This is a genomic window from Hafnia paralvei ATCC 29927 (assembly GCF_001655005.1).
Classification (GTDB): Bacteria; Pseudomonadota; Gammaproteobacteria; order Enterobacterales; family Enterobacteriaceae; genus Hafnia; species Hafnia paralvei.
Genome location: NZ_LXET01000029.1, coordinates 88,518 through 108,427 on the forward strand (window position 1 = coordinate 88,518; position 19,910 = coordinate 108,427).

General features: G+C 48.6%; 19 protein-coding genes and 2 tRNA genes. 8 read left to right on the top strand and 13 right to left on the bottom strand.

Features of this window, described 5'->3' with window-relative positions:
- Positions 1-65: 65 nt before the first annotated feature.
- Positions 66-2,000 carry a PrkA family serine protein kinase gene (locus M988_RS08180; protein ID WP_008813747.1) on the bottom strand — a complete coding sequence of 645 codons (1,935 nt, stop codon included), beginning with the start codon at positions 1,998-2,000 and terminating at the stop codon, positions 66-68.
- Positions 2,001-2,471: 471 nt separating this feature from the next.
- On the opposite strand from M988_RS08180, the gene M988_RS08185 reads away from it, so the two are divergent.
- Positions 2,472-3,215: a MipA/OmpV family protein gene (locus M988_RS08185; RefSeq protein ID WP_008813746.1), complete on the top strand. Its 744-nt coding sequence runs from the start codon at positions 2,472-2,474 to the stop codon at positions 3,213-3,215.
- Positions 3,216-3,296: 81 nt separating this feature from the next.
- On the opposite strand, the gene M988_RS08190 is transcribed toward M988_RS08185, so the two are convergent.
- A complete protein-coding gene (locus tag M988_RS08190) occupies positions 3,297-4,169 on the bottom strand; it encodes a D-hexose-6-phosphate mutarotase (RefSeq protein WP_064573679.1) in 873 nt (290 codons plus the stop codon).
- 97 nt (positions 4,170-4,266) lie between these two features.
- The gene (gapA, locus tag M988_RS08195) at positions 4,267-5,262 is read right to left on the bottom strand and encodes a glyceraldehyde-3-phosphate dehydrogenase (protein ID WP_008813744.1); all 996 of its coding nucleotides are present in this window, start codon (positions 5,260-5,262) and stop codon (positions 4,267-4,269) included.
- A gap of 482 nt (positions 5,263-5,744) precedes the next feature.
- On the opposite strand from gapA, the gene msrB reads away from it, so the two are divergent.
- The gene (gene msrB / locus M988_RS08200; RefSeq protein ID WP_008813743.1) at positions 5,745-6,158 is read left to right on the top strand and encodes a peptide-methionine (R)-S-oxide reductase MsrB; all 414 of its coding nucleotides are present in this window, start codon (positions 5,745-5,747) and stop codon (positions 6,156-6,158) included.
- Between the two features lie 74 nt (positions 6,159-6,232).
- Positions 6,233-6,508, top strand: coding sequence for a YeaC family protein (locus M988_RS08205; RefSeq protein WP_004093042.1), 276 nt, complete (start codon positions 6,233-6,235; stop codon positions 6,506-6,508).
- Between the two features lie 71 nt (positions 6,509-6,579).
- Here the strand turns inward: M988_RS08205 and pncA are convergent, their stop codons facing one another.
- The 3 genes from pncA to sppA form a co-directional block, all read right to left on the bottom strand.
- Entirely contained in the window at positions 6,580-7,215 is a 636-nt protein-coding gene (gene pncA, locus M988_RS08210) for a bifunctional nicotinamidase/pyrazinamidase (protein ID WP_064573634.1), read from the bottom strand.
- Between the two features lie 36 nt (positions 7,216-7,251).
- Positions 7,252-8,268, bottom strand: a complete 1,017-nt coding sequence (gene ansA / locus M988_RS08215; protein WP_008813740.1) for an asparaginase — start codon at positions 8,266-8,268, stop codon at positions 7,252-7,254.
- Between the two features lie 174 nt (positions 8,269-8,442).
- A complete protein-coding gene (sppA, locus tag M988_RS08220) occupies positions 8,443-10,293 on the bottom strand; it encodes a signal peptide peptidase SppA (RefSeq protein ID WP_064573635.1) in 1,851 nt (616 codons plus the stop codon).
- 427 nt (positions 10,294-10,720) lie between these two features.
- On the opposite strand from sppA, the gene M988_RS08225 reads away from it, so the two are divergent.
- The 5 genes from M988_RS08225 to M988_RS08245 all read left to right on the top strand — a co-directional run bounded on the left by M988_RS08225 (position 10,721) and on the right by M988_RS08245 (position 15,885).
- Positions 10,721-11,269, top strand: coding sequence for an NAD(P)H nitroreductase (locus M988_RS08225; protein WP_008813737.1), 549 nt, complete (start codon positions 10,721-10,723; stop codon positions 11,267-11,269).
- A gap of 224 nt (positions 11,270-11,493) precedes the next feature.
- Positions 11,494-12,537 (top strand): selenide, water dikinase SelD, encoded by a 1,044-nt coding sequence (gene selD, locus M988_RS08230; protein ID WP_008813736.1) that lies wholly within the window; start codon positions 11,494-11,496, stop codon positions 12,535-12,537.
- Complete coding sequence (gene mnmH / locus M988_RS08235) at positions 12,537-13,670, top strand: tRNA 2-selenouridine(34) synthase MnmH (protein ID WP_064573637.1); 1,134 nt, start codon at positions 12,537-12,539, stop codon at positions 13,668-13,670. Before selD ends, mnmH begins: the two co-directional genes overlap by 1 nt.
- A complete protein-coding gene (locus M988_RS08240) occupies positions 13,670-15,589 on the top strand; it encodes a DNA topoisomerase III (protein WP_008813734.1) in 1,920 nt (639 codons plus the stop codon). The genes mnmH and M988_RS08240 overlap by 1 nt, the downstream gene beginning before the upstream one ends.
- Positions 15,586-15,885: a DUF1496 domain-containing protein gene (locus M988_RS08245; protein ID WP_008813733.1), complete on the top strand. Its 300-nt coding sequence runs from the start codon at positions 15,586-15,588 to the stop codon at positions 15,883-15,885. Before M988_RS08240 ends, M988_RS08245 begins: the two co-directional genes overlap by 4 nt.
- A 68-nt stretch (positions 15,886-15,953) precedes the next feature.
- Here the strand turns inward: M988_RS08245 and M988_RS08250 are convergent, their stop codons facing one another.
- From M988_RS08250 to M988_RS08280, 7 genes are all read right to left on the bottom strand, one after another.
- On the bottom strand, positions 15,954-16,376 hold the full coding sequence (locus M988_RS08250; protein ID WP_008813732.1) for a pyrimidine (deoxy)nucleoside triphosphate diphosphatase: 423 nt from the start codon (positions 16,374-16,376) through the stop codon (positions 15,954-15,956).
- 5 nt (positions 16,377-16,381) lie between these two features.
- A complete protein-coding gene (xthA, locus tag M988_RS08255) occupies positions 16,382-17,191 on the bottom strand; it encodes an exodeoxyribonuclease III (RefSeq protein WP_008813731.1) in 810 nt (269 codons plus the stop codon).
- A 137-nt stretch (positions 17,192-17,328) separates the two neighbouring features.
- Positions 17,329-17,898 carry an LOG family protein gene (locus M988_RS08260; protein WP_008813730.1) on the bottom strand — a complete coding sequence of 190 codons (570 nt, stop codon included), beginning with the start codon at positions 17,896-17,898 and terminating at the stop codon, positions 17,329-17,331.
- Between the two features lie 172 nt (positions 17,899-18,070).
- Positions 18,071-18,155 (bottom strand) — tRNA-Tyr (locus M988_RS08265).
- Positions 18,156-18,239: 84 nt separating this feature from the next.
- Positions 18,240-18,324: transfer RNA gene (locus M988_RS08270), tRNA-Tyr, on the bottom strand.
- A gap of 154 nt (positions 18,325-18,478) precedes the next feature.
- Positions 18,479-19,327: a formyltetrahydrofolate deformylase gene (purU, locus tag M988_RS08275; RefSeq protein WP_008813729.1), complete on the bottom strand. Its 849-nt coding sequence runs from the start codon at positions 19,325-19,327 to the stop codon at positions 18,479-18,481.
- A gap of 49 nt (positions 19,328-19,376) precedes the next feature.
- Entirely contained in the window at positions 19,377-19,874 is a 498-nt protein-coding gene (locus tag M988_RS08280; RefSeq protein WP_064573639.1) for a YchJ family protein, read from the bottom strand.
- Positions 19,875-19,910 lie beyond the last annotated feature (36 nt).

The window sequence follows — 19,910 nt, forward strand, 5'->3', positions numbered from 1 at the left end:
TTTCCCGTCTGCCAACTCGGGTGAGCCGTGTCGGCCAATGGTCGACACGGTCTTGGTTACGCGTATTATGATGATTTTCTAACTCGCAGATACCACTCGCACAGCAGACGAACCTGCTTGCGGGTATAGCCTTTCTCCATCATACGGTCGACAAAATCGTCGTGTTTCTTCTGCTCATCGGTAGAAGTTTTGGCATTGAACGAGATAACGGGTAACAGCTCCTCGGTATTGGAGAACATTTTCTTCTCGATAACGGTGCGAAGTTTTTCGTAACTCGTCCAGTTTGGGTTATGCCCATTATGGCTAGCACGGGCACGCAGCACGAAGTTAACGATTTCATTGCGGAAATCTTTCGGATTGCTAATACCCGCGGGTTTTTCAATTTTCTCCAGCTCAGCGTTCAGTGACTCACGGTCAAACAGTTGGCCGGTTTCGGGGTCGCGATACTCTTGATCTTGAATCCAGAAATCGGCGTAGGTGACATAGCGGTCAAAGATATTTTGACCGTATTCAGAATAAGATTCCAAATACGCGGTCTGGATCTCTTTGCCGATGAACTCGACGTATTTCGGGATCAGATAACCCTTAAGGTGCTCAAGGTATTTCTCTGCGACATCCTGTGGGAACTGTTCACGCTCAACCTGCTGTTCAAGAACATAGAACAGATGAACCGGGTTGGCGGCCACTTCGGCATGATCGAAGTTGAATACGCGTGACAGGATCTTAAAGGCGAAACGCGTCGAAAGACCGTTCATCCCTTCGTCCACGCCCGCATAGTCACGGTACTCCTGATATGACTTGGCTTTGGGGTCGGTATCTTTCAGGCTTTCGCCGTCATACACCCGCATTTTTGAATAGATGCTGGAGTTCTCGGGTTCTTTCAAACGAGACAAGATTGAGAAACGAGCCAGCGTTTCCAGCGTACCGGGGGCGCACGGCGCATGATCCAACTCACTGTTGTTAAGCAGTTTGTCGTAGATTTTCATCTCTTCGGAGACGCGCAGGCAGTAAGGCACTTTGACGATGTAAACACGGTCAAGGAATGCCTCGTTGTTTTTGTTGTTACGGAACGTCACCCATTCTGATTCGTTTGAGTGCGCCAAAATAATGCCGTTAAACGGCAGGGCGGAAATGCCTTCGGTGCCGTTGTAGTTGCCTTCCTGAGTAGCGGTCAGCAACGGATGCAGCACTTTGATTGGCGCTTTGAACATTTCCACGAATTCCATCATCCCTTGGTTTGCACGGCATAGCGCACCGGAATAACCATAGGCATCAGGATCGTTCTGGGCATGATTTTCGAGTTTACGAATATCAACTTTACCCACCAGCGCAGAGATATCTTGGTTGTTTTCATCGCCGGGTTCGGTTTTCGCAATGGCAATCTGTTCCAAAATAGACGGCCAGACTTTAACCACTTTAAATTTGGTAATATCGCCACCAAAGTCATGCAGGCGTTTTGCTGCCCACGGCGACATGATGGTGCCGAGATAGCGTGGAGGAATGCCATACTCTTTATTCAGAATATTGGCGTCCTCTTGAGGATTGAACAGGCATAGCGGATGATCGTTAACCGGACTCCGTTCGCCGTTGGCGCTCAGAACATAAATTGGAACTCGCTGCATCAACGCTTTGAGACGTTCAGCCAGAGATGATTTACCACCGCCGACCGGCCCCAGTAGATACAAGATTTGTTTTTTCTCTTCCAGACCTTGTGCGGCATGCTTTAGATACGCCACGATTTGTTCAATGGCTTCTTCCATGCCATAGAATTCTTCAAAAGCAGGGTAGCGGGCTATGACCCGGTTTGAGAACAAACGCGACATGCGGGACTCAAGCGCGGTGTCTATCATGGCAGGCTCGCCGATAGCCATTAGCAGACGCTCAGCGGCGTTAGCATAGGCGCTGCGATCCTGGCGGCAGATGGTAAGGAAATCCTGCAGAGTGAACTCTTCGTCCTTGGCAGCTTCGTAACGCTGGCGATAGTGGTCAAATATGTTCATAGCGATGCCCGTCCTGATAAAATGGTTGGGAACAAAAAAGTAACAGTCTTCATTTTGGGGGTTAAAATTTTGAAACTGTTACCATATTGTTATGATCGGCTTTCCTCAGTTGGTCAAGTTACGGACAGACAAGATTTGCATATGTGTTTTCGGCGCTTTGAAAAGTATTCAGATATAAATGCTGGATAAACTTGAGTAAAAAGCGATAAATCCAGCATTTAAGATGAAAAAAATACAAGACTGCCAATATTTTCGCCGAATCCGCTACGACAAATATTTATTTATGCTATTGACGTTATAAGAAATATACAAAATGGCGGCGATAATGAGCCGTTTTTCGGTATAGCCTGTTTGATAGGGTTAATGATTCCGAATGTTCAAACAATTTTGTAAAAAATCGACTTAAAACAAGTTTTTGGTCTACAATCAGCGCGTTGTTTATAGACTATTTAGTTAGGGACAAGAAAAAACGTGAAAACATTAAAATTAACTACGCTAGGGCTATTAGTACTGGCAGCGACAAGTGCTGCACAGGCTGGAACCTGGTCATTGGGCGCATCAGCTTTAGTGAGTCCAGATCCTTATCGCGGCAATAACGATCGCGTATATCCTGTTCCAATTATTAACTATGAAGGCGATGATTTTTATTTCCGCAGTCTGACCGCAGGTTACTACCTGTGGAAGGATGAGCAGAATCAGCTGAGCGTAATGGCTTTCTATAACCCGCTGCATTTCAAAGCAAGCGACAGCGACGATCGTCACATGAAACAGCTGAGCAACCGTCACTCAACCGTGATGGCTGGTGTTTCTTATACGCATAAAGAAGACTGGGGCTCTATCCGTACCTCATTTGCTGGTGACATTCTGGATAACAGCAACGGCTTAATTGCTGATGCTGCGTATCTATTCCCGATCACCGCAGGTGCATGGTCGTTCACGCCGGGCGCGGGTGTAACATGGAATAGCGCTAACCAGAACGATTACTACTTCGGCGTTAGCGGCAGCGAGTCTAACCGTAGCGGCTACAAGCGTTATACGGCTGACGATAGCTGGAACCCATACGTTGAATTAACCGCTCGTTATCAGATTAACAGCAGTTGGAACGCATTCTTTACTGGCCGCTATATCCGTCTGAGCGATGAAGTTAAAGACAGCCCAATGATTGATAAGAGCTACAGCGGTCTGCTGTGGACGGGTGTGACATACACCTTCTAATCAGGCGATTGGATACGAAACGACTCGTAAATAACAAGGGACGCATTGAGCGTCCCTTTTTTGTCAGTGAGTCACGTCGGATTAACGAAGCGCGTGAGTACGCAGCGTGACAGAGAGGCGAGTCGGGTTATCGACGGAAGCTTTGAGCGGGCTAGTGACATGCGCAGTTTCGACACAGACCATGGTTTTGTAACCGTCGTTTGGCATGTCGGCCATGCTTACAGAGAGTTCAGACCATGGATTCCACGCGACAACATCGGTGTTGTTGTGGTGGTGTACTTCAATCACGCGCTGCAGCGCTTTATCGGTAATGACGCTAAAAGGTTCTGGTGCAGTATAAATGCGGTCAGTACGAGTAGCAAAAGTGAGGTTGCCTTGCTGTTCTCCCGTACCTGAGTTGACTTTATCGATATACGGAGTGCCTAAGCCACTCACGTCAACACGCGTAATATCACCGATATTGAAGTAGGTGTGCAGCGCTGCGGCATAATCATACTCGCCGTGAGACTCCAACTCCATCTCACATTCTGCGCCTAGCTTGTAGCGGGCAATCAGGCAAAAATCATGCGGCCAATATTTTTTACTTTCAGGGCTTTGCTCAAGCGTGAAGGTTAAGATTACGCCATTCTCATCTTCGTCATGTGCAGTTAATGTCCACGGCAGATTACGAGCGAAACCGTGCGCAGGTTGTCCTGCAGGGCCAAACCACGGCCAACAGATTGGAATACCGCCGCGAATAGCTACACCATTTTTGAATGCAGATTCACTGCTCAGCCATAAAACAGGTTTCTCGCCGGACGGTTGCCACGTCAGTAAATGTGCGCCTTGCAAGGTAACCGCAGCACGTACTTTCGGATGATTAACCACGACAACGGGCAGTTCGTCGATCTGGCGTTGGGAAATATAGGGAGTGATTTGTTCTTGAACGGGCAGGGAGAAGATCTTTTCAGACAGATTTTGCTGTGACATTAGATTGGCCTTCATATGCTAGGTGCAAAAACCAAAAAAAAGGGCGACACGAATGTCGCCCTCTCATCAGCTTATCACTAAATTATTTAGAGATGTGAGCGATCAGATCCAGAACTTTGTTTGAGTAGCCAGTTTCGTTATCGTACCAAGAAACCAGTTTCACAAAGTTGTCGTTCAGCGCGATACCCGCTTTAGCATCGAATACTGAAGTGCAAACTTCGCCGTTGAAGTCAGTAGAAACTACGTCATCTTCGGTGTAACCCAGAATGCCTTTCAGTTCGTTTTCTGAAGCGGCTTTCATTGCTGCACAGATGTCTTTGTAAGACGCTGGTTTTTCCAGACGTGCAGTCAGGTCAACAACGGAAACGTTAGGGGTAGGAACGCGGAACGCCATACCAGTCAGTTTACCGTTCAGCTCAGGGATAACTTTACCTACTGCTTTAGCAGCACCGGTAGAAGAAGGGATGATGTTCTGGGATGCGCCGCGGCCGCCGCGCCAGTCTTTGTGAGACGGGCCATCAACAGTTTTCTGAGTAGCGGTGGTAGCGTGAACAGTGGTCATCAGCGCTTCAACGATACCGAACTTGTCGTTCAGAACTTTAGCCAGTGGAGCCAGGCAGTTAGTGGTGCAAGATGCGTTAGAAACGATATCTTGGCCAGCGTAAGTTTTATCGTTTACACCCATAACGAACATAGGGGTGTTGTCTTTAGAAGGACCAGTCAGAACGACTTTCTTAGCACCCGCAGCGATGTGCTTACGTGCAGTTTCGTCAGTCAGGAAAAGGCCGGTAGCTTCAGCAACAACGTCAACGTTGACTTCGTTCCACTTCAGGTTAGCCGGATCACGTTCTGCGGTAACACGGATAGTTTTGCCGTTAACGACTAAGTGGCCATCTTTAACTTCAACAGTGCCGTTGAAACGACCGTGAGTAGAGTCGTACTTCAGCATGTAAGCCATATACTCAGCGTCTAACAGGTCGTTGATTGCAACGATTTCGATGTCAGAACGTTCTTGAGCAGCACGGAAAACAATACGGCCGATACGGCCAAAACCGTTGATACCTACTTTGATAGTCATATATTCCACCAGCTATTGGTTAGTGAATATTCCCGTCCTAATTCACGTTGCATGTGTGTTGGCTGCTTGTGATTACCGAAGTCACTTACTGACGTAAGCGCCTAAAGATTCACTCAGTTGCCGCCTTCCTGCAACCCGAATTATTTAGGGTATAAAAGGTTGGTTGTAAAATTACAAAAACCTTATAAAGCGTCAAGCGGAATCGTGTCAATTCTTGCTGTAAATCAAAGCACAAACCTGACACGAACAGTAATTACACGCTCCCAATTAACACTCTTTTCGGATTATACATGGGGGCAGTCCTTTGAGTCTCAATCCATCTCGACTCTCATTTGTGATGCCTGTCACAAAAATGAGGCTGCCGCCGCTTCGCTAAACAGTTTAGACCAAAATCGGCTGAACCATTGTTAACTGTTTGTTATAATTAATCGCCAAAAAAAGTGAGCGGCAATAAATTAAAACACCTCTTTGAGAACGCACAAATGGCTAAAGACGATTTCTCTACTCAACACCCAAACGATTTAACTGAGATGCAACGCTACGTTACACAACAGCGGGGCACTGAGCCGCCATTCAGCGGCAAACTGCTACACAATAAACAGGACGGCATTTATCACTGCCTGTGCTGTAACAGTCCACTGTTTTACTCAAACAGCAAATATGATTCCGGCTGTGGCTGGCCTAGCTTTTACCAGCCTGTCAGCGCAGATGCTATCCGTTATCTTGAAGATAACTCACATGGCATGCAGCGTACCGAAATTCGCTGTGCTCATTGTGATGCGCATCTGGGGCATGTCTTCCCTGATGGGCCTCAGCCAACCGGTGAACGTTACTGTGTGAATTCTGCTTCACTCAGCTTCACCGATGAAGACTCTGGCGAAAAGACTCAGGGTTAACGAAACTCTTTTCTATGTGCTTATTATAGCGCAGAAGAAACGATTCAGCAAAGTGCATCTTAGTGAGGCTTAAAATGGAACTTGACGATTTGCTGGCCGCGATGACGCCGGAGATTTATCAGCGATTAATGACGGCGGTCGAACTGGGAAAATGGCCGGATGGCGTGAGCCTAACGCCCGAGCAGAAAGAAAACAGCCTGCAGATGGTGATGTTATGGCAGTCGCGACATAACACTGATGCTCAGCATATGAGTATCAATACTCAAGGTCAGATCGAGATGAAAAGTAAACAAGATTTTAAAAAAGGGTTTGAGCGCGACGCGATTATTCGTTTGAAACCAGAGGCGTAGCGTCGCAAGAGAAGAGGGCGAGTGCATTGCGTGCCCGCCCTTATGATTTTTTACCCGAAGTGGTGTATCCGTTACACACAGAACGCAATTTCGTCTAGCCGAGACAATACCGCGCCATGTTCCCGCATTTCTTGCAGTGCCGCTGAGCTGTCATCAGGATGGATATTAACGCCACGACAACCGTCGATAATGACCACAACCTGATAACCTAGTCGTAGCGCATCCAACACTGAAAACTTCACGCAGTAGTCGGTCGCTAATCCCATAACATATAGCTTGTCGATCTGATGATGCTGAAGCCACTGATGTAGCTCGGTTGAGGCTTTTTGCCCGTTATCAAAGAATGCGCTGTAGCTATCGATTGATTTGTCGGTGCCTTTTTGCACAACATGATCGAAGGCATTGCTATCCAGAGAAGGATGGAATTGCGCCCCCACAGAACCTTGAACACAGTGATCGGGCCACCAAACCTGTGCTAGACCTGCGAGCTCGCCCACTTCACCAATATTTCCACCAGACTGACTAGCAAAACTGCTGTGATGAGCTGGGTGCCAATCCTGTGTTGCGATAATCGGTATACCATGATGTTGCGCGATATCGATCGCTTTTAACGCAATAGGCATGACCCTATCACCTTCAGAAACCGCCAACGCCCCGCGAGGGCAAAAATCATTTTGTAGATCGATAAGCAATAATGCTGCTGACATTGGCAATTCCTTTTTCATCGTCATGGACGAGGATGACTAATCGGTTACACTCAGTTCGCCGCGCAGATCCTGCTTCATTTGCTCTCGGATTTGCTCAGGAGTGAGATTCTGACATAGCAGATAGTGCAGCTTTGTGAGCGCTGCTTCAACCGTCATATCAAAACCGCTAATCACGCCGGCGTGTGCTAGCGCATTTCCAGTGGCATAGCCTTCCATATTCACGCGGCCTGAAATGCATTGGGTCAGATTGACCACCACAATTCCACGGTCAGATGCTTCCTGTAATTCTGCAAGCAGATCGGCTTTTTGTGGCGCATTACCCACGCCATAGGAGCGTAGAATTAACGCTTTAACCGGCTGGCGTAAAAAATTACGCACAACGTCTGCTGAAATACCCGGATAGATCGTCACCACCCCAATCGGCTGTGGCGTTATCTGGTGTACTTTTAACGGCTCACTATGCAACTGATTCATCAATGGTGCGATACGGCGAATGTTAATTCCAGCCTCAAGCAGCATTGGGTAGTTGGGGGACGCGAAAGCGTCAAAGCCATCGGCATGGGCTTTAGTCGTGCGGTTGCCTCGGAACAGCTTGTTATTGAAAAACAGAGAAACTTCGTTGATCGGATAGTTTGCCGCGAGATACAGCGCGTTAAGCAGGTTGGTTTGCCCGTCGGAGCGCAGCTCGGCTAATGGAATCTGTGAGCCGGTTACAATCACCGGTTTGGCTAAATTCTCCAGCATGAAAGACAGTGCCGAGGCGGTAAACGCCATCGTATCAGTACCATGCAGGATCACAAATCCATCGTAGTTATCGTAGTTGGCGGCAATATCGTCAGCAATATGCTGCCAGTCTTCCGGCGTCATATCGGAAGAGTCGATCAGCGGCTCGTAGGCATGGATGGTGAAATCAGGCATCTCAGGGCGATGAAACTCAGGCATCAAGGCTAATTGGCGCTGTAGATGTCCAGAAACAGGGATATAACCGTTTTCTGAACGCTGCATGCCAATGGTGCCGCCCGTGTAGGCTACGTAAATGGATTTCTTCTGCATGGCTTTGGATTCTGTTGGGTGAGCGTTTCGCGGTGGATTAGGCGTCATTACCTATTGCAGTGGATTATAGGGCTAACGCCAAATAAAAAAAGCCCACCAAGCCGATAAACCAGAATAATGGTTTAACAAATTCGGTGGGCTGTAGCTAGATACTCTTAAAAAGCGTGCTAATCGTTATTTCACATCACCGCAGCTCATGCAGAGCGCATAGCGATTTTGTGGGTCATTTAGCGTAGACATCCAGTCTGTTTTATCTTTCAGCAGCGCGGAGATACGCACTAGAGATTCAGGCAACATCGCACGAACCGCTGATGGCAATGCGGCTTGCACGGAGCCGGTAAATTGGCCTAATAGCATTTGGCCAAAGCTCGGATCTTCAACGAACCAGTTCAACTGATAGGTTTTCAGCTTGGCTAATTCAGCCGCTTTATTGACTGCGTCGTCAAAGTCACCCAATTGATCGACCAAACCGTTTTTCTTGGCGTCAGAACCTAACCACACGCGGCCCTGTGCAATTGCATCAACTTGCTCTGGGGTTTTGTTACGTGCTTTGGCGACCAGATTGATAAAGTTGTTGTAGCCATTCTCAATGTTGATTTGCATCATTTGTGAGAACGCTTCTGGCAACGGTTTAGTGACCGTGAGGTCAGCTAACGGCGAGGTGGCCACACCGTCGGTATGAACGCCGATACTATCTAAGGTATTTTCAAAGGTGTTGATAACACCGAAAATACCGATAGAACCCGTTAACGTGCTTGGACTCGCTACGATGTAATCCGCTGGAGTTGAAATCCAATAGCCGCCAGATGCCGCTAAGCCGCCCATAGAAACGACGACCGGTTTACCTGCAGCACGTGCAGCAGCCAACTCAGAACGAATCACTTCAGAGGCAGATACGCTGCCACCTGGGCTGTTCACGCGTAGCACGATGGCTTTGATTTTCGGATTCAAACGCGCATCACGAATTTGATTCGCGGTGGTATCGCCGCCAACATTACCCGGCGTAGCTTCACCATCCATAATTGCGCCATCGGCGAAAATTACCGCAATTTCACTACCGCTTTGTTTCGCCGCCGGTGGCGTATAGTCATACATGCTGATCGCGCTGAAATCCTTAGTCGATTTATTCCAACCGAAGGCTTTGGTGAACAGACTCTCAACCTCAGAGCGTGAAGCCAACGCATCGACCAGCTTATTGCTTAACGCATATTTCGCTGTATCTCCGCCAACGGCCTGCAGACCTTTTAATATGCCTTCAGCGCCAGGGAACAGTTGCTCTGTAGTGATTTGGCGGTTAGCCGCCACCGTGGTCAGATAGTTGTTCCACATACCGCTCAGCCATTGATTATCAGCATCGCGCGCAGCAGGAGACATATCATCACGAATCATTGGCTCAACCGCTGATTTGTAAGTGCCTACGCGGAAGATATGGGTGCTGACTTTTAGCTTATCGAGCAGTGTTTTGTAATAGAGGTTATTAGTAGCCATCCCATGCAAATCGACCACGCCCTGCGGGGAGAGGTAAATTTTGTTGGCATAGCTCGCTAAATAATACTGAGCTTGATTGTAACTATCGGCGGTAGCAAAGATAGGCTTACCGCTATCGCGGAATTCACGCAGCGCTTTACCGAAATATTGCAGTGATGGCTGATCGGCACCGGCGAAATCATTGAGCGATAACACCATGCCGGTAATGTTAGGGTCAGTTTTTGCCTGACGGATCATATCAACCACATCGAACAGAGAGTTTTCCTGTAGACGGTTGCTGTTTGCCCCAAGGATCTCTCGGCCTAACTGGCTAAATTTATTGCTGATCGCCGGATTGTCGACGACGACGCCGGTAAGGTTAACCAGTAGCGCACCTTTTACCGGTTCGACCGGTTTGCTTTGCATCTGGAAATAAATCCCCACGCAGACCAAAATCAGTAGGATCAGGAATACGTTCAAAATAAACTCACGGATGAAATTCAGTATCCGCCAGGTCCATCGAAACACACCTGAAATGCATCTCCACAAAAAGTGCATGTGCTCTCCATATAAAATTTAATTGTCTTATACCCGTCATACTGCAAGCGGCATTTTGTTGGCGGCATTGGTTATTCGTCTCAACGTTGTGACTCACCCTGCGCGCCAATGCTAGCATTGTTCAAATCTGTTCCAGACGAATCTGTCACTCACTTGCCGTTTCAATGCAACTCGAATTATTTTGGGTTACCGTCTCGCCAGTATCTGAAAACATCGGCGATTAACGATGCTTTCACTATGCCAGAGTTACGGTTGCTGTGCCGTATATTACTGTAACAAGCATAATGGTGCCTCAACACCTTTGCCATTTAGATTAGAGCTTATGCTATGCCCAGATGCTGCGCAAAAACGATGAGGTACAGGTTAACAAATCGTGATAATGTTGATAACAGTTATCAATTAGAAAGAGATCATTTTGGAGATCGTTATGGATGCGCTTGAACTTTTATTACAACGCCGATCTGCTTCACGTTTGGCGGCACCGGCTCCAACCGGTGATGCATTAGAAGCGATTTATCAAGCGGGCTTACGTGCGCCAGACCACGGCGCGCTGCAACCGTGGCGTTTTATTACTGTAGAAGGTGAAGGGCAGGAACGCTTAAGCTCGCTGTTACACGCTATTGCGCTGGAAGAACAGCTGGATGAAAAAGGTATTGAGAAGGCAAAAAATGCGCCGTTCCGCGCGCCATTGATCATCACTGTTGTCGCCCATTGCAATACGGAAACCAAAGTACCGCAGTGGGAACAGGTGGCTTCTGCATGCTGTGCAGTCATGGCGATGCAAATGGCTGCGCAGGCGCAAGGGTTCAATGGCATTTGGCGTACAGGTAAATGGACCAGCGATGCTAAGGTTCGTGAGGCATTTGGCTGTCGTGAACAGGATGAAATTGTCGGCTTTTTGTATCTCGGAACGCCGCAGCTTAAAGCCGCTCGTGTTGCGCCGTTAGACAGCAGCAAGTTTGTCAGCGCCTTCTGATTTTTCTGCGCAGTGATCCGTTTTTGCTGGTTTACTGCGCAATCAAACGATTTATTCCACAGATCTTTCCGGTATTTTCTCTGCTCCCTTACTAAGTTAGCCTCCAAGCGCTAACATAGCAGTCATTGATTTTTTTTGACTACCAACCTCCTTAGTCGAAATTGCTGCGTAGCGGTATGCACAGCAATCCCAACTAATTTGAGGATTAATGGAAAGGAGTAGATATGACTGCGCCAGCCATTCGTTTGACTCAGTACAGCCATGGGGCGGGATGTGGATGTAAGATCTCCCCTAAAGTGTTAGAAACCATTCTGCACAGTGAACAAGCCAAGTTTGTCGATCCAAATCTGTTAGTTGGCAATGAAACCCGTGATGATGCAGCCGTTTATGATATCGGCAACGGTATTGGCATTATCAGCACTACCGACTTCTTTATGCCTATCGTGGATGATCCCTTCGACTTTGGTCGAATTGCCGCGACTAACGCGATTAGTGATATTTACGCGATGGGCGGTAAGCCAATCATGGCTATTGCTATCTTGGGCTGGCCGGTAGACAAGTTGGCACCGGAAATTGCCCAGAAAGTGATTGAAGGCGGACGCTTTGTTTGCCAACAGGCGGGGATTTCATTGGCGGGGGGACATTCTATTGATGCTCCTGAGCCCATCTTTGGCTTAGCTGTGACGGGCATGGTGAGCACCGATCGCGTGAAGAAAAATAGCGCTGCGCAGTCGGGGTGTAAGTTGTATCTCACCAAGCCTTTAGGGATTGGCGTACTTACCACCGCTGAGAAGAAAAGCAAACTGCGTCCAGAACATCAAGGCGTGGCGACTGAAACCATGTGTCAGCTTAATAAGCCCGGCGCTGACTTCGCCGATATTGCTGGCGTTACCGCCATGACCGATGTCACCGGTTTTGGTTTGCTGGGGCATCTGAGCGAAATTTGCCATGGGTCGGATCTGCAAGCTACGATTTGGTTTGATCAGGTGCCTAAGCTGCCTGACGTAGAAAACTACATTAATGAAGGCTGCGTACCGGGGGGAACTGGGCGTAACTTTGAAAGTTATGGTCATCTTGTGGGTGACATGACCGAGCTGCAACGCAAACTGCTGTGTGATCCACAAACATCTGGCGGTTTACTGTTGGCAGTATTGCCAGAAGCCGAAACTCAGGTGCAAGAGGTGGCTAATCGCTTTGGCCTGACGCTCAGCGCTATCGGTGAGCTGCATGTACGACAGCCAGATCAGCCTCTTATCGAGGTGCGGTAATGGTTTTGCTCTCTAATTCGCGGGTCAGTTCTCGAGCTGACAGCGCGGATTATCACCGCATTTTGGTCGATGATGTTCCGCTTATTGACGTTCGCGCTCCCGTTGAGTTCCAACAAGGTGCTTTTCCAAGCGCTCAGAATCTACCGTTAATGCTCGACAGTGAGCGTGAAGCCGTGGGGATTTGCTACAAGCAGCATGGGCAGGATGCGGCGATCAAACTTGGCAACGAGCTGGTGTATGGTGCAGTGCGTGATGCACGCATTGCCGCATGGCGTGAACAGTGTAAACGTCACCCACAGGGCTACATCTACTGTTTTCGAGGCGGATTGCGTTCGCATATCGTTCAGCAATGGCTGCATGAAAGCGGTGTGGACTACCCTCTGATAGAGGGCGGTTACAAAGCGTTGCGCACCTACGCTTTTCAAGCGACCGAACAAGCGTCACTGCTGCCGATGGTATTGATCGGCGGTAATACCGGCAGTGGTAAAACCCGTATGCTGCGCGAGTTGGCGGCGGGGATCGATCTTGAAGGCGTTGCGCATCACCGCGGATCGTCTTTTGGACGAACGCTGGTCAGCCAAAGCAGCCAAGTCGATTTCGAAAATCGTTTAGCCGTTGATTTATTAAAGAAACAAGATGCAGGTATCCGTCATTGGTTCCTTGAAGACGAGGGACGAATTATCGGCTCGAATCATCTGCCCGTTTGTTTTTATGATCGGATGCAAAAAGCGCCGGTGGCGGTGGTAGACGATCCGTTTGAAACACGTGTACTGCGCCTACAGGAAGAATATATCGACCTGATGCGCGTGGAGTTTGAGCGTGTTTACGGACGTGAGCAGGGTTGGGATAACTATGCCGAGTATTTAAACCACGGCTTATTTGCCATTCGTAAACGTCTAGGCATGGAACGTTACGCCAAGTTGAAACAGTATCTGGAACAGGCACTGACTCAGCAGCGCGAAACGCGAAATAGCGATGGACATCTGGCATGGCTCGTGCCGCTTTTGAATGAATATTACGACCCGATGTACCGCTATCAACTGGAAAAGAAAGCGGAGCGTATTGTCTTTCGAGGTAACTACTCGGAAGTTAAGGACTATTTATTGGCGACCAGCCAGACTTACGGTGACTGATGCGTCTGTTTATTGCGGAAAAACCAAGCCTGGCGCGCGCGATTGCTGACGTGCTGCCAAAACCTCACCGTCGCGGTGATGGTTATATCTCTTGTGGTTCAGGTGACACTGTCACGTGGTGTATTGGACATTTGCTCGAACAGGCTGAGCCCGATGCCTACGACACACGCTATGCGCGGTGGAATCTGGCTGATTTACCCATCGTGCCCGAGAAGTGGCAGCTTAAGCCAAAGCCTTCGGTTGCCAAGCAGCTCAATGTGATTAAAAGATTGCTGGGTGAGGCAGAGCAAGTGATCCACGCCGGTGACCCGGATCGCGAAGGGCAGTTACTGGTTGACGAGGTACTGGATTATTTGGAGCTCGCGCCAGAAAAGCGTCAAAACGTCCAGCGCTGCCTGATCAATGACTTGAACCCTCAGGCCGTCGAGCGCGCAGTGTCGCGTTTACGCGATAACCGCGAGTTTATTCCGCTGTGCGTATCGGCGCTGGCTCGTTCGCGAGCTGATTGGCTATACGGCATCAATATGACCCGCGCCTATACTATTTTAGGTCGGAATGCAGGTTACAACGGTGTGCTATCGGTTGGGCGAGTGCAGACGCCTGTACTGGGGCTGGTGGTGCGTCGTGACGAAGAGATTGAAAACTTCGTCAGCAAAGATTTCTATGAAGTCAAAGCGCATATTGTTACGCCAGCGGAAGAACGCTTTACCGCGATGTGGGTACCCAGTGAGTCTTGTGAGCCTCATCAGGATGAAGAGGGGCGCTTGCTCAACAAGGCGTTAGCTGAACACGTCATCAAGCGTATCGAAGGCCAACCCGCGATGGTGACGGGCTATAACGATAAACGTGAATCAGAGACCGCACCGTTACCCTTCTCACTTTCTACGTTGCAGATCGAGGCCGCCAAGCGTTTTAATCTCAGCGCCCAGCAGGTTCTCGATCTCTGTCAACGCCTGTATGAAACTCACAAATTGATCACCTATCCGCGTTCAGATAGCCGCTATTTGCCAGAAGAGCATTTTGCTGGACGCCATGCGGTGATGAATGCGATTGCATCGCACGTTCCAGAGCTGCAACAGGTAGCAGCGGTTGATCCCGACAAACGTAATCGCTGTTGGGATGACAAAAAAGTCGATGCTCACCACGCCATTATTCCTACGGCTCGCGCTGGAAATATCAATTTGAGCGACGATGAACGCAAAATTTATACGCTAGTCGCCCGTCAGTATCTCATGCAGTTTTGTCCCGATGCTATGTACCGTAAATGTGTCATTGATCTGGATATCGCTAACGGCAAATTTGTCGCTAAAGCACGTTTCTTAGCTGAAGCAGGCTGGCGTGCGTTGCTGGGAGCGAAGGAGCGAGATGACGAAGATGAAGGCTCTCCATTACCGGTAGTAGCAAAGGGCGATGAGTTGCTGTGTGAAAAAGGTGAGCTGATGGAGCGTCAAACTCAGCCGCCACGCCCGTTTACCGATGCGACGTTATTATCGGCGATGACGGGTATCGCACGTTTTGTACAAGATAAAGAGCTAAAGAAAATCCTGCGAGCGACCGATGGTTTAGGTACCGAAGCAACGCGTGCCGGAATTATAGAGTTGTTGTTCCGGCGTACATTTTTGTACAAAAAGGGTCGCTATATTCATTCGTCAGAAGCGGGCAGAGCACTGATCCACTGTTTACCGGAGATTGCTGCTCGTCCAGATATGACGGCTGACTGGGAAGCCACGCTGACGCAAATCAGTGAAAAAACGCGACGCTATCAGGATTTCATGCAGCCTTTGGTCGGTACTTTGTATCAGCTTATCGAGCAGGCGCGTAGTAATCGAAATCCGCAGGCGTTCCGTGGATTGCCACCCGCAGCGGAAAAGAGCGCCAAGAGAAAATATAAGCCTAAAGCAAAGGAGAATAAGGCATGAACAAGAGTTCGATAGGATTCTGGGTATTGCCAGTGGTGCTGCTCAGCGCCTCAGCGTGGGCAAATCATAACAAGGGTATTGATGTGGTGGTGCCGGTTTCTCCAGAGATCCTCAATAATGCGAACGGCTATAGCAATACTGAAAGTAACGTTAACTGTCCACGCTGCTGTATCTATGATAATCGTAGCTACTCAGAAGGGGCGGTGGTTAAAGCTGAAGGCGTGTTATTGCAGTGTACGGCAGATAAAAATGTATTAAGCACCAACAACTTACGCTGGGTTGTATTACGTAAATAATAATTTTGTTGAATTCCGCCCCAGCGTAAAAAGTTAAGGGCGGAATTCAACGGCAGGCTAATGGCTAATTAATCCTGCTGCGAAAGTGACTCAAGTTTGGTTCGATAAGCTTTCAGCAAAGGGACGTCGGCCGGAGCTAAATGATAGGACTCTGCTTCCTGTGGAGTGACCCACACCAGAGCCGCGTGCTCATTTGCAGTGAATTCTCCGTCAGTATGTTGAACGCGCCACGCATGCAAATGAATGGTTTTGTTCTCCAGTTTCAACGTACTGCTCGCCACATAGTCTGCAACGCTGCATGTTACCGACAGCTCCTCCCGTAACTCTCGGCACAAGGCTTCCGGCTGCGTTTCACCGGGCTCGACTTTACCGCCGGGAAACTCCCATAATCCAGCCTGATCCTTATGATCGCCACGTTGCGCCAGCAGGATCTTGCCGCGAAACTCGACGATCGCGGCTACCACGTCAATGGGTTTAACAGAGGCTGTCATCGTGATTACGCCAGCTTGAAATCAGCCCAGATTGGGGCATGGTCAGACGGTTTTTCCATACCACGGATTTCATAATCTATGCCCGTATCAATGCAGCGCTCGGCCAATGACTGACTGGCTAAGACTAAATCTATGCGCAGACCACGATTTTCATCGAAGCCTTTTGAGCGATAGTCAAACCACGAGAACTGATCGTTACGCTCTGGGTTAGCTTGGCGATAAGTGTCAATGAGACCCCAATTTTTCAGGCGGTCCATCCACTCACGCTCTTCCGGCAAGAATGAGCATTTGCCCGTGCGCAGCCAGCGCTTGCGGTTCTCTTCGCCGATGCCAATGTCGCTGTCTGTCGGGCTGATGTTCACGTCGCCCATGACAATCACTTGTCCTGCTGGGGTCTGCTCTGTCTCAAGATAGTTTTGCAGGTCTTGATAGAACTTGGTCTTTGCAGGGAATTTTATTGGATGGTCGCGGCTTTCTCCCTGTGGGAAATAGCCGTTAATGACGGTGAGCACGCCGGTTGGTGTCGCGATATCAGCCATGATAATGCGACGCTGAGCATCTTCCTCATCAGTAGGAAAACCTTTACGTACGGCTAATGGCTGCTCTTTAGTGAGTAGGGCAACGCCGTAATGTCCTTTCTGACCATGATAAAAAATGTGGTAGCCCAGATGTTCCAGATCAGCCAGTGGGAACATATCATCGTGAACTTTGGTTTCTTGTAGACCAATCACATCTGGCTGATGTTTGGCGATGATGGCTTCGAGTTGATGTGGACGAGCTCGTAGTCCATTAATATTGAAAGAGATAAATTTCATAAGCGCAGGCCATTTTGAAGAATTCTTGTTAATAAACAGCGGATAACAAAAATTTGTTAACAAACAGTTATTAACTACAGTGGTCGGTGAATAGTAGCAGAAAGCTCTACGATTCAGAAATCGCAGAAACTAGCCGATTACGCCCATCGGTTCAGATTATGCGGCTGGTAGCGATCGAATTGATCTAGCAAGGCCAATGGATCTTGTAAACACATCAACGTATCGATGTATTGCTGTCGCACAAAGCCTTGCTCGGCGCTGAAGCGCAGAAACTCGATAAGCTTAGCGTAATAGCCGTTGACGTCCATTAATGCGATTGGTTTGGTGTGATATCCAATCTGGCTCCAGGTCCAAATTTCAAACAGCTCCTCAAGAGTGCCAATGCCGCCAGGTAGGGCGATGAAACCATCGGATAGCTCTGCCATGCGGGCTTTGCGAGTATGCATATCAGGAACAATATCAAGCGAGGTCAAGCCGTAATGCGCGGTTTCAGCCTCGACTAAACGCTGAGGGATCACGCCGTGTACCTCACCGCCGGCATCAAGTACCGCATTAGCTAATATTCCCATCAAGCCCTTGTTGCCACCGCCATAGACTAAACGGCGCCCTTGTTGAGCCAGAGTGTGACCTAAGCGTTTTGCTGCGTCGGCGTAAGCTGGGGATACACCTTCACTCGCGCCGCAAAAAACGCAGATATTATTACGCATGACAGAACCTTACTGCTGGAGAGAAAAACAGTGGTATAGCGGATTGGTACAAGGAATTCAAGAAGATGATTCAGAATGCGACAATCTAAATGAACGAGATGCTTCTCAACTTTCCCCGTGGGGAATATGCGATTTCTGTGTTCGTATGAGATTGTATTGCTATAAGAAAGGATGGTGGTGGGGGAAGGATTCGAACCTTCGAAGTCTGAGACGGCAGATTTACAGTCTGCTCCCTTTGGCCGCTCGGGAACCCCACCACGAAATTCGTGGTTGCGAATTGTTGTCCGGTTTTCTCCGGAAAGCTGTGGCTGACAGCTTTTTATCGACTCTGAAAGAGAAGATGGTGGTGGGGGAAGGATTCGAACCTTCGAAGTCTGAGACGGCAGATTTACAGTCTGCTCCCTTTGGCCGCTCGGGAACCCCACCAGATTTTTTGTCGCCCCGTTATTAGCGGAAGCGGGGCGCATAATAACAAATCGCGCCGCGCTGTAAAGCATTGGGAGGTAAAAAATATTTCGTTTGCCGTTTTTTTGCTCTTAACGCTTTTTGAATGAACAATATGCAGAGCAAAAATCGACAATTAGAATATAACCGTCCGATTCCCATAAACAAATACGCGTTGTGCTAGCACACGATAAAGTGCACGACTTAGCACGTTTTTCTCGACGTCGCGTCCCGCGCGCATCATTTCATCCGCAGTATAGGTATGATCGACGTTAATCACGTCCTGCATGATGATTGGACCTTCATCCAAATCGTTATTCACGAAGTGCGCCGTTGCGCCTATGATTTTCACTCCGCGCTCGTAGGCCTGATGATAAGGTCGAGCACCAATAAACGCGGGAAGGAAAGAGTGATGGATATTAATGATTTGATTTGGGAAGTGGCTAATGAAGTCGGGCGTCAGTATGCGCATATATTTAGCCAGCACGACATAGTCAGGCGCATGTTTTTTAATTTCACCCACCATGGCTGCATCATGTTCTTCGCGCGATAGTCCTTCATGGCTCACTAAGGTGAAAGGAATATCAAAACGTTCAACTAATGACTGTAATGTGGCGTGATTACCGATTACCGCCGCAATTTCAACGTCTAATCCGCCAAACGCACTTTTCATCAGCAGGTCGCCAAGACAATGCGCTTCTTTAGTGACCAGCACCACAATGCGTTGACGTCCAGCAACGGTCAGTTCGCGTTCGGAGCCGGAAGGCAATGCACCATCGAGATCGGCAAGTAGTGTTTCGTCGTTGAAAATCCCTTCCAGTTCCGTCCGCATGAAAAATCGTCCGGTAAGGTGATCAACAAACTCATTATTCTGGATGATATTAAGTTGATGTTTGTAACAAATGTTAGTGATTTTCGCGATCAGACCTTTAGCATCAGGGCAGATGGTACGAAGAACTTTGCGTTGAACAACGGGCTGTGACATGTGTTGGTTTCCTGTCTGTACGACGATCGATTTATTGTTGCTGATGAGCTTACTGCCCACAGCATTTCTTATATTTTTTACCAGAACCGCAAGGGCAAGGATCGTTTCTGCCAACCTGAGGTTTGGTTCCATCCACATAATACCAACGTTGATTCAAACGAATAAAGCGCGAACATTCATGAATCGAATTATTTTGTTGCTCGGTTTCAGAAGAGTATCGGGCAAAGAATTCGACAAAGCCCTCATCTTCATTTCGTCCTTTGTCGGTTTTAACAATAGTCAACCCAAGCCACTTGGTATCGGAAAAACTTTCTTCTATTGCTGCACGTTGGCTCTGCATTTGGCAATCAGGATGCCAGCTGTCAATCAGGTAGTCGGCGTTGTGCGTCACGTAGGCGGTATAGCGCGAACGCATCAGCTGCTCGGCTTCGACGGCAAAGGATTGACCACCAATAATGGGTCCACAGCACTGTGCGTAGGTTTTGCCACTGCCGCACGGGCACAGCGCATCATCACTGAGGGATGAAGAAATAGATGACGAGAGCATAAGTTGGCCTCAAAGCTAAAACAAAAATATGGCCAC

Excerpts from the sequence above, each read along its gene's own strand:
- M988_RS08180 (WP_008813747.1), bottom strand. The coding sequence starts at position 2,000 with ATGAACATATTTGACCACTATCGCCAGCGTTACGAAGCTGCCAAGGAC.
- gapA (WP_008813744.1), bottom strand. The coding sequence starts at position 5,262 with ATGACTATCAAAGTAGGTATCAACGGTTTTGGCCGTATCGGCCGTATT.
- msrB (WP_008813743.1), top strand. The coding sequence starts at position 5,745 with ATGGCTAAAGACGATTTCTCTACTCAACACCCAAACGATTTAACTGAG.
- M988_RS08205 (WP_004093042.1), top strand. The coding sequence starts at position 6,233 with ATGGAACTTGACGATTTGCTGGCCGCGATGACGCCGGAGATTTATCAG.
- pncA (WP_064573634.1), bottom strand. The coding sequence starts at position 7,215 with ATGTCAGCAGCATTATTGCTTATCGATCTACAAAATGATTTTTGCCCT.
- ansA (WP_008813740.1), bottom strand. The coding sequence starts at position 8,268 with ATGCAGAAGAAATCCATTTACGTAGCCTACACGGGCGGCACCATTGGC.
- sppA (WP_064573635.1), bottom strand. The coding sequence starts at position 10,293 with ATGCACTTTTTGTGGAGATGCATTTCAGGTGTGTTTCGATGGACCTGG.
- M988_RS08225 (WP_008813737.1), top strand. The coding sequence starts at position 10,721 with ATGGATGCGCTTGAACTTTTATTACAACGCCGATCTGCTTCACGTTTG.
- selD (WP_008813736.1), top strand. The coding sequence starts at position 11,494 with ATGACTGCGCCAGCCATTCGTTTGACTCAGTACAGCCATGGGGCGGGA.
- mnmH (WP_064573637.1), top strand. The coding sequence starts at position 12,537 with ATGGTTTTGCTCTCTAATTCGCGGGTCAGTTCTCGAGCTGACAGCGCG.
- M988_RS08240 (WP_008813734.1), top strand. The coding sequence starts at position 13,670 with ATGCGTCTGTTTATTGCGGAAAAACCAAGCCTGGCGCGCGCGATTGCT.
- M988_RS08245 (WP_008813733.1), top strand. The coding sequence starts at position 15,586 with ATGAACAAGAGTTCGATAGGATTCTGGGTATTGCCAGTGGTGCTGCTC.
- M988_RS08250 (WP_008813732.1), bottom strand. The coding sequence starts at position 16,376 with ATGACAGCCTCTGTTAAACCCATTGACGTGGTAGCCGCGATCGTCGAG.
- xthA (WP_008813731.1), bottom strand. The coding sequence starts at position 17,191 with ATGAAATTTATCTCTTTCAATATTAATGGACTACGAGCTCGTCCACAT.
- M988_RS08260 (WP_008813730.1), bottom strand. The coding sequence starts at position 17,898 with ATGCGTAATAATATCTGCGTTTTTTGCGGCGCGAGTGAAGGTGTATCC.
- purU (WP_008813729.1), bottom strand. The coding sequence starts at position 19,327 with ATGTCACAGCCCGTTGTTCAACGCAAAGTTCTTCGTACCATCTGCCCT.
- M988_RS08280 (WP_064573639.1), bottom strand. The coding sequence starts at position 19,874 with ATGCTCTCGTCATCTATTTCTTCATCCCTCAGTGATGATGCGCTGTGC.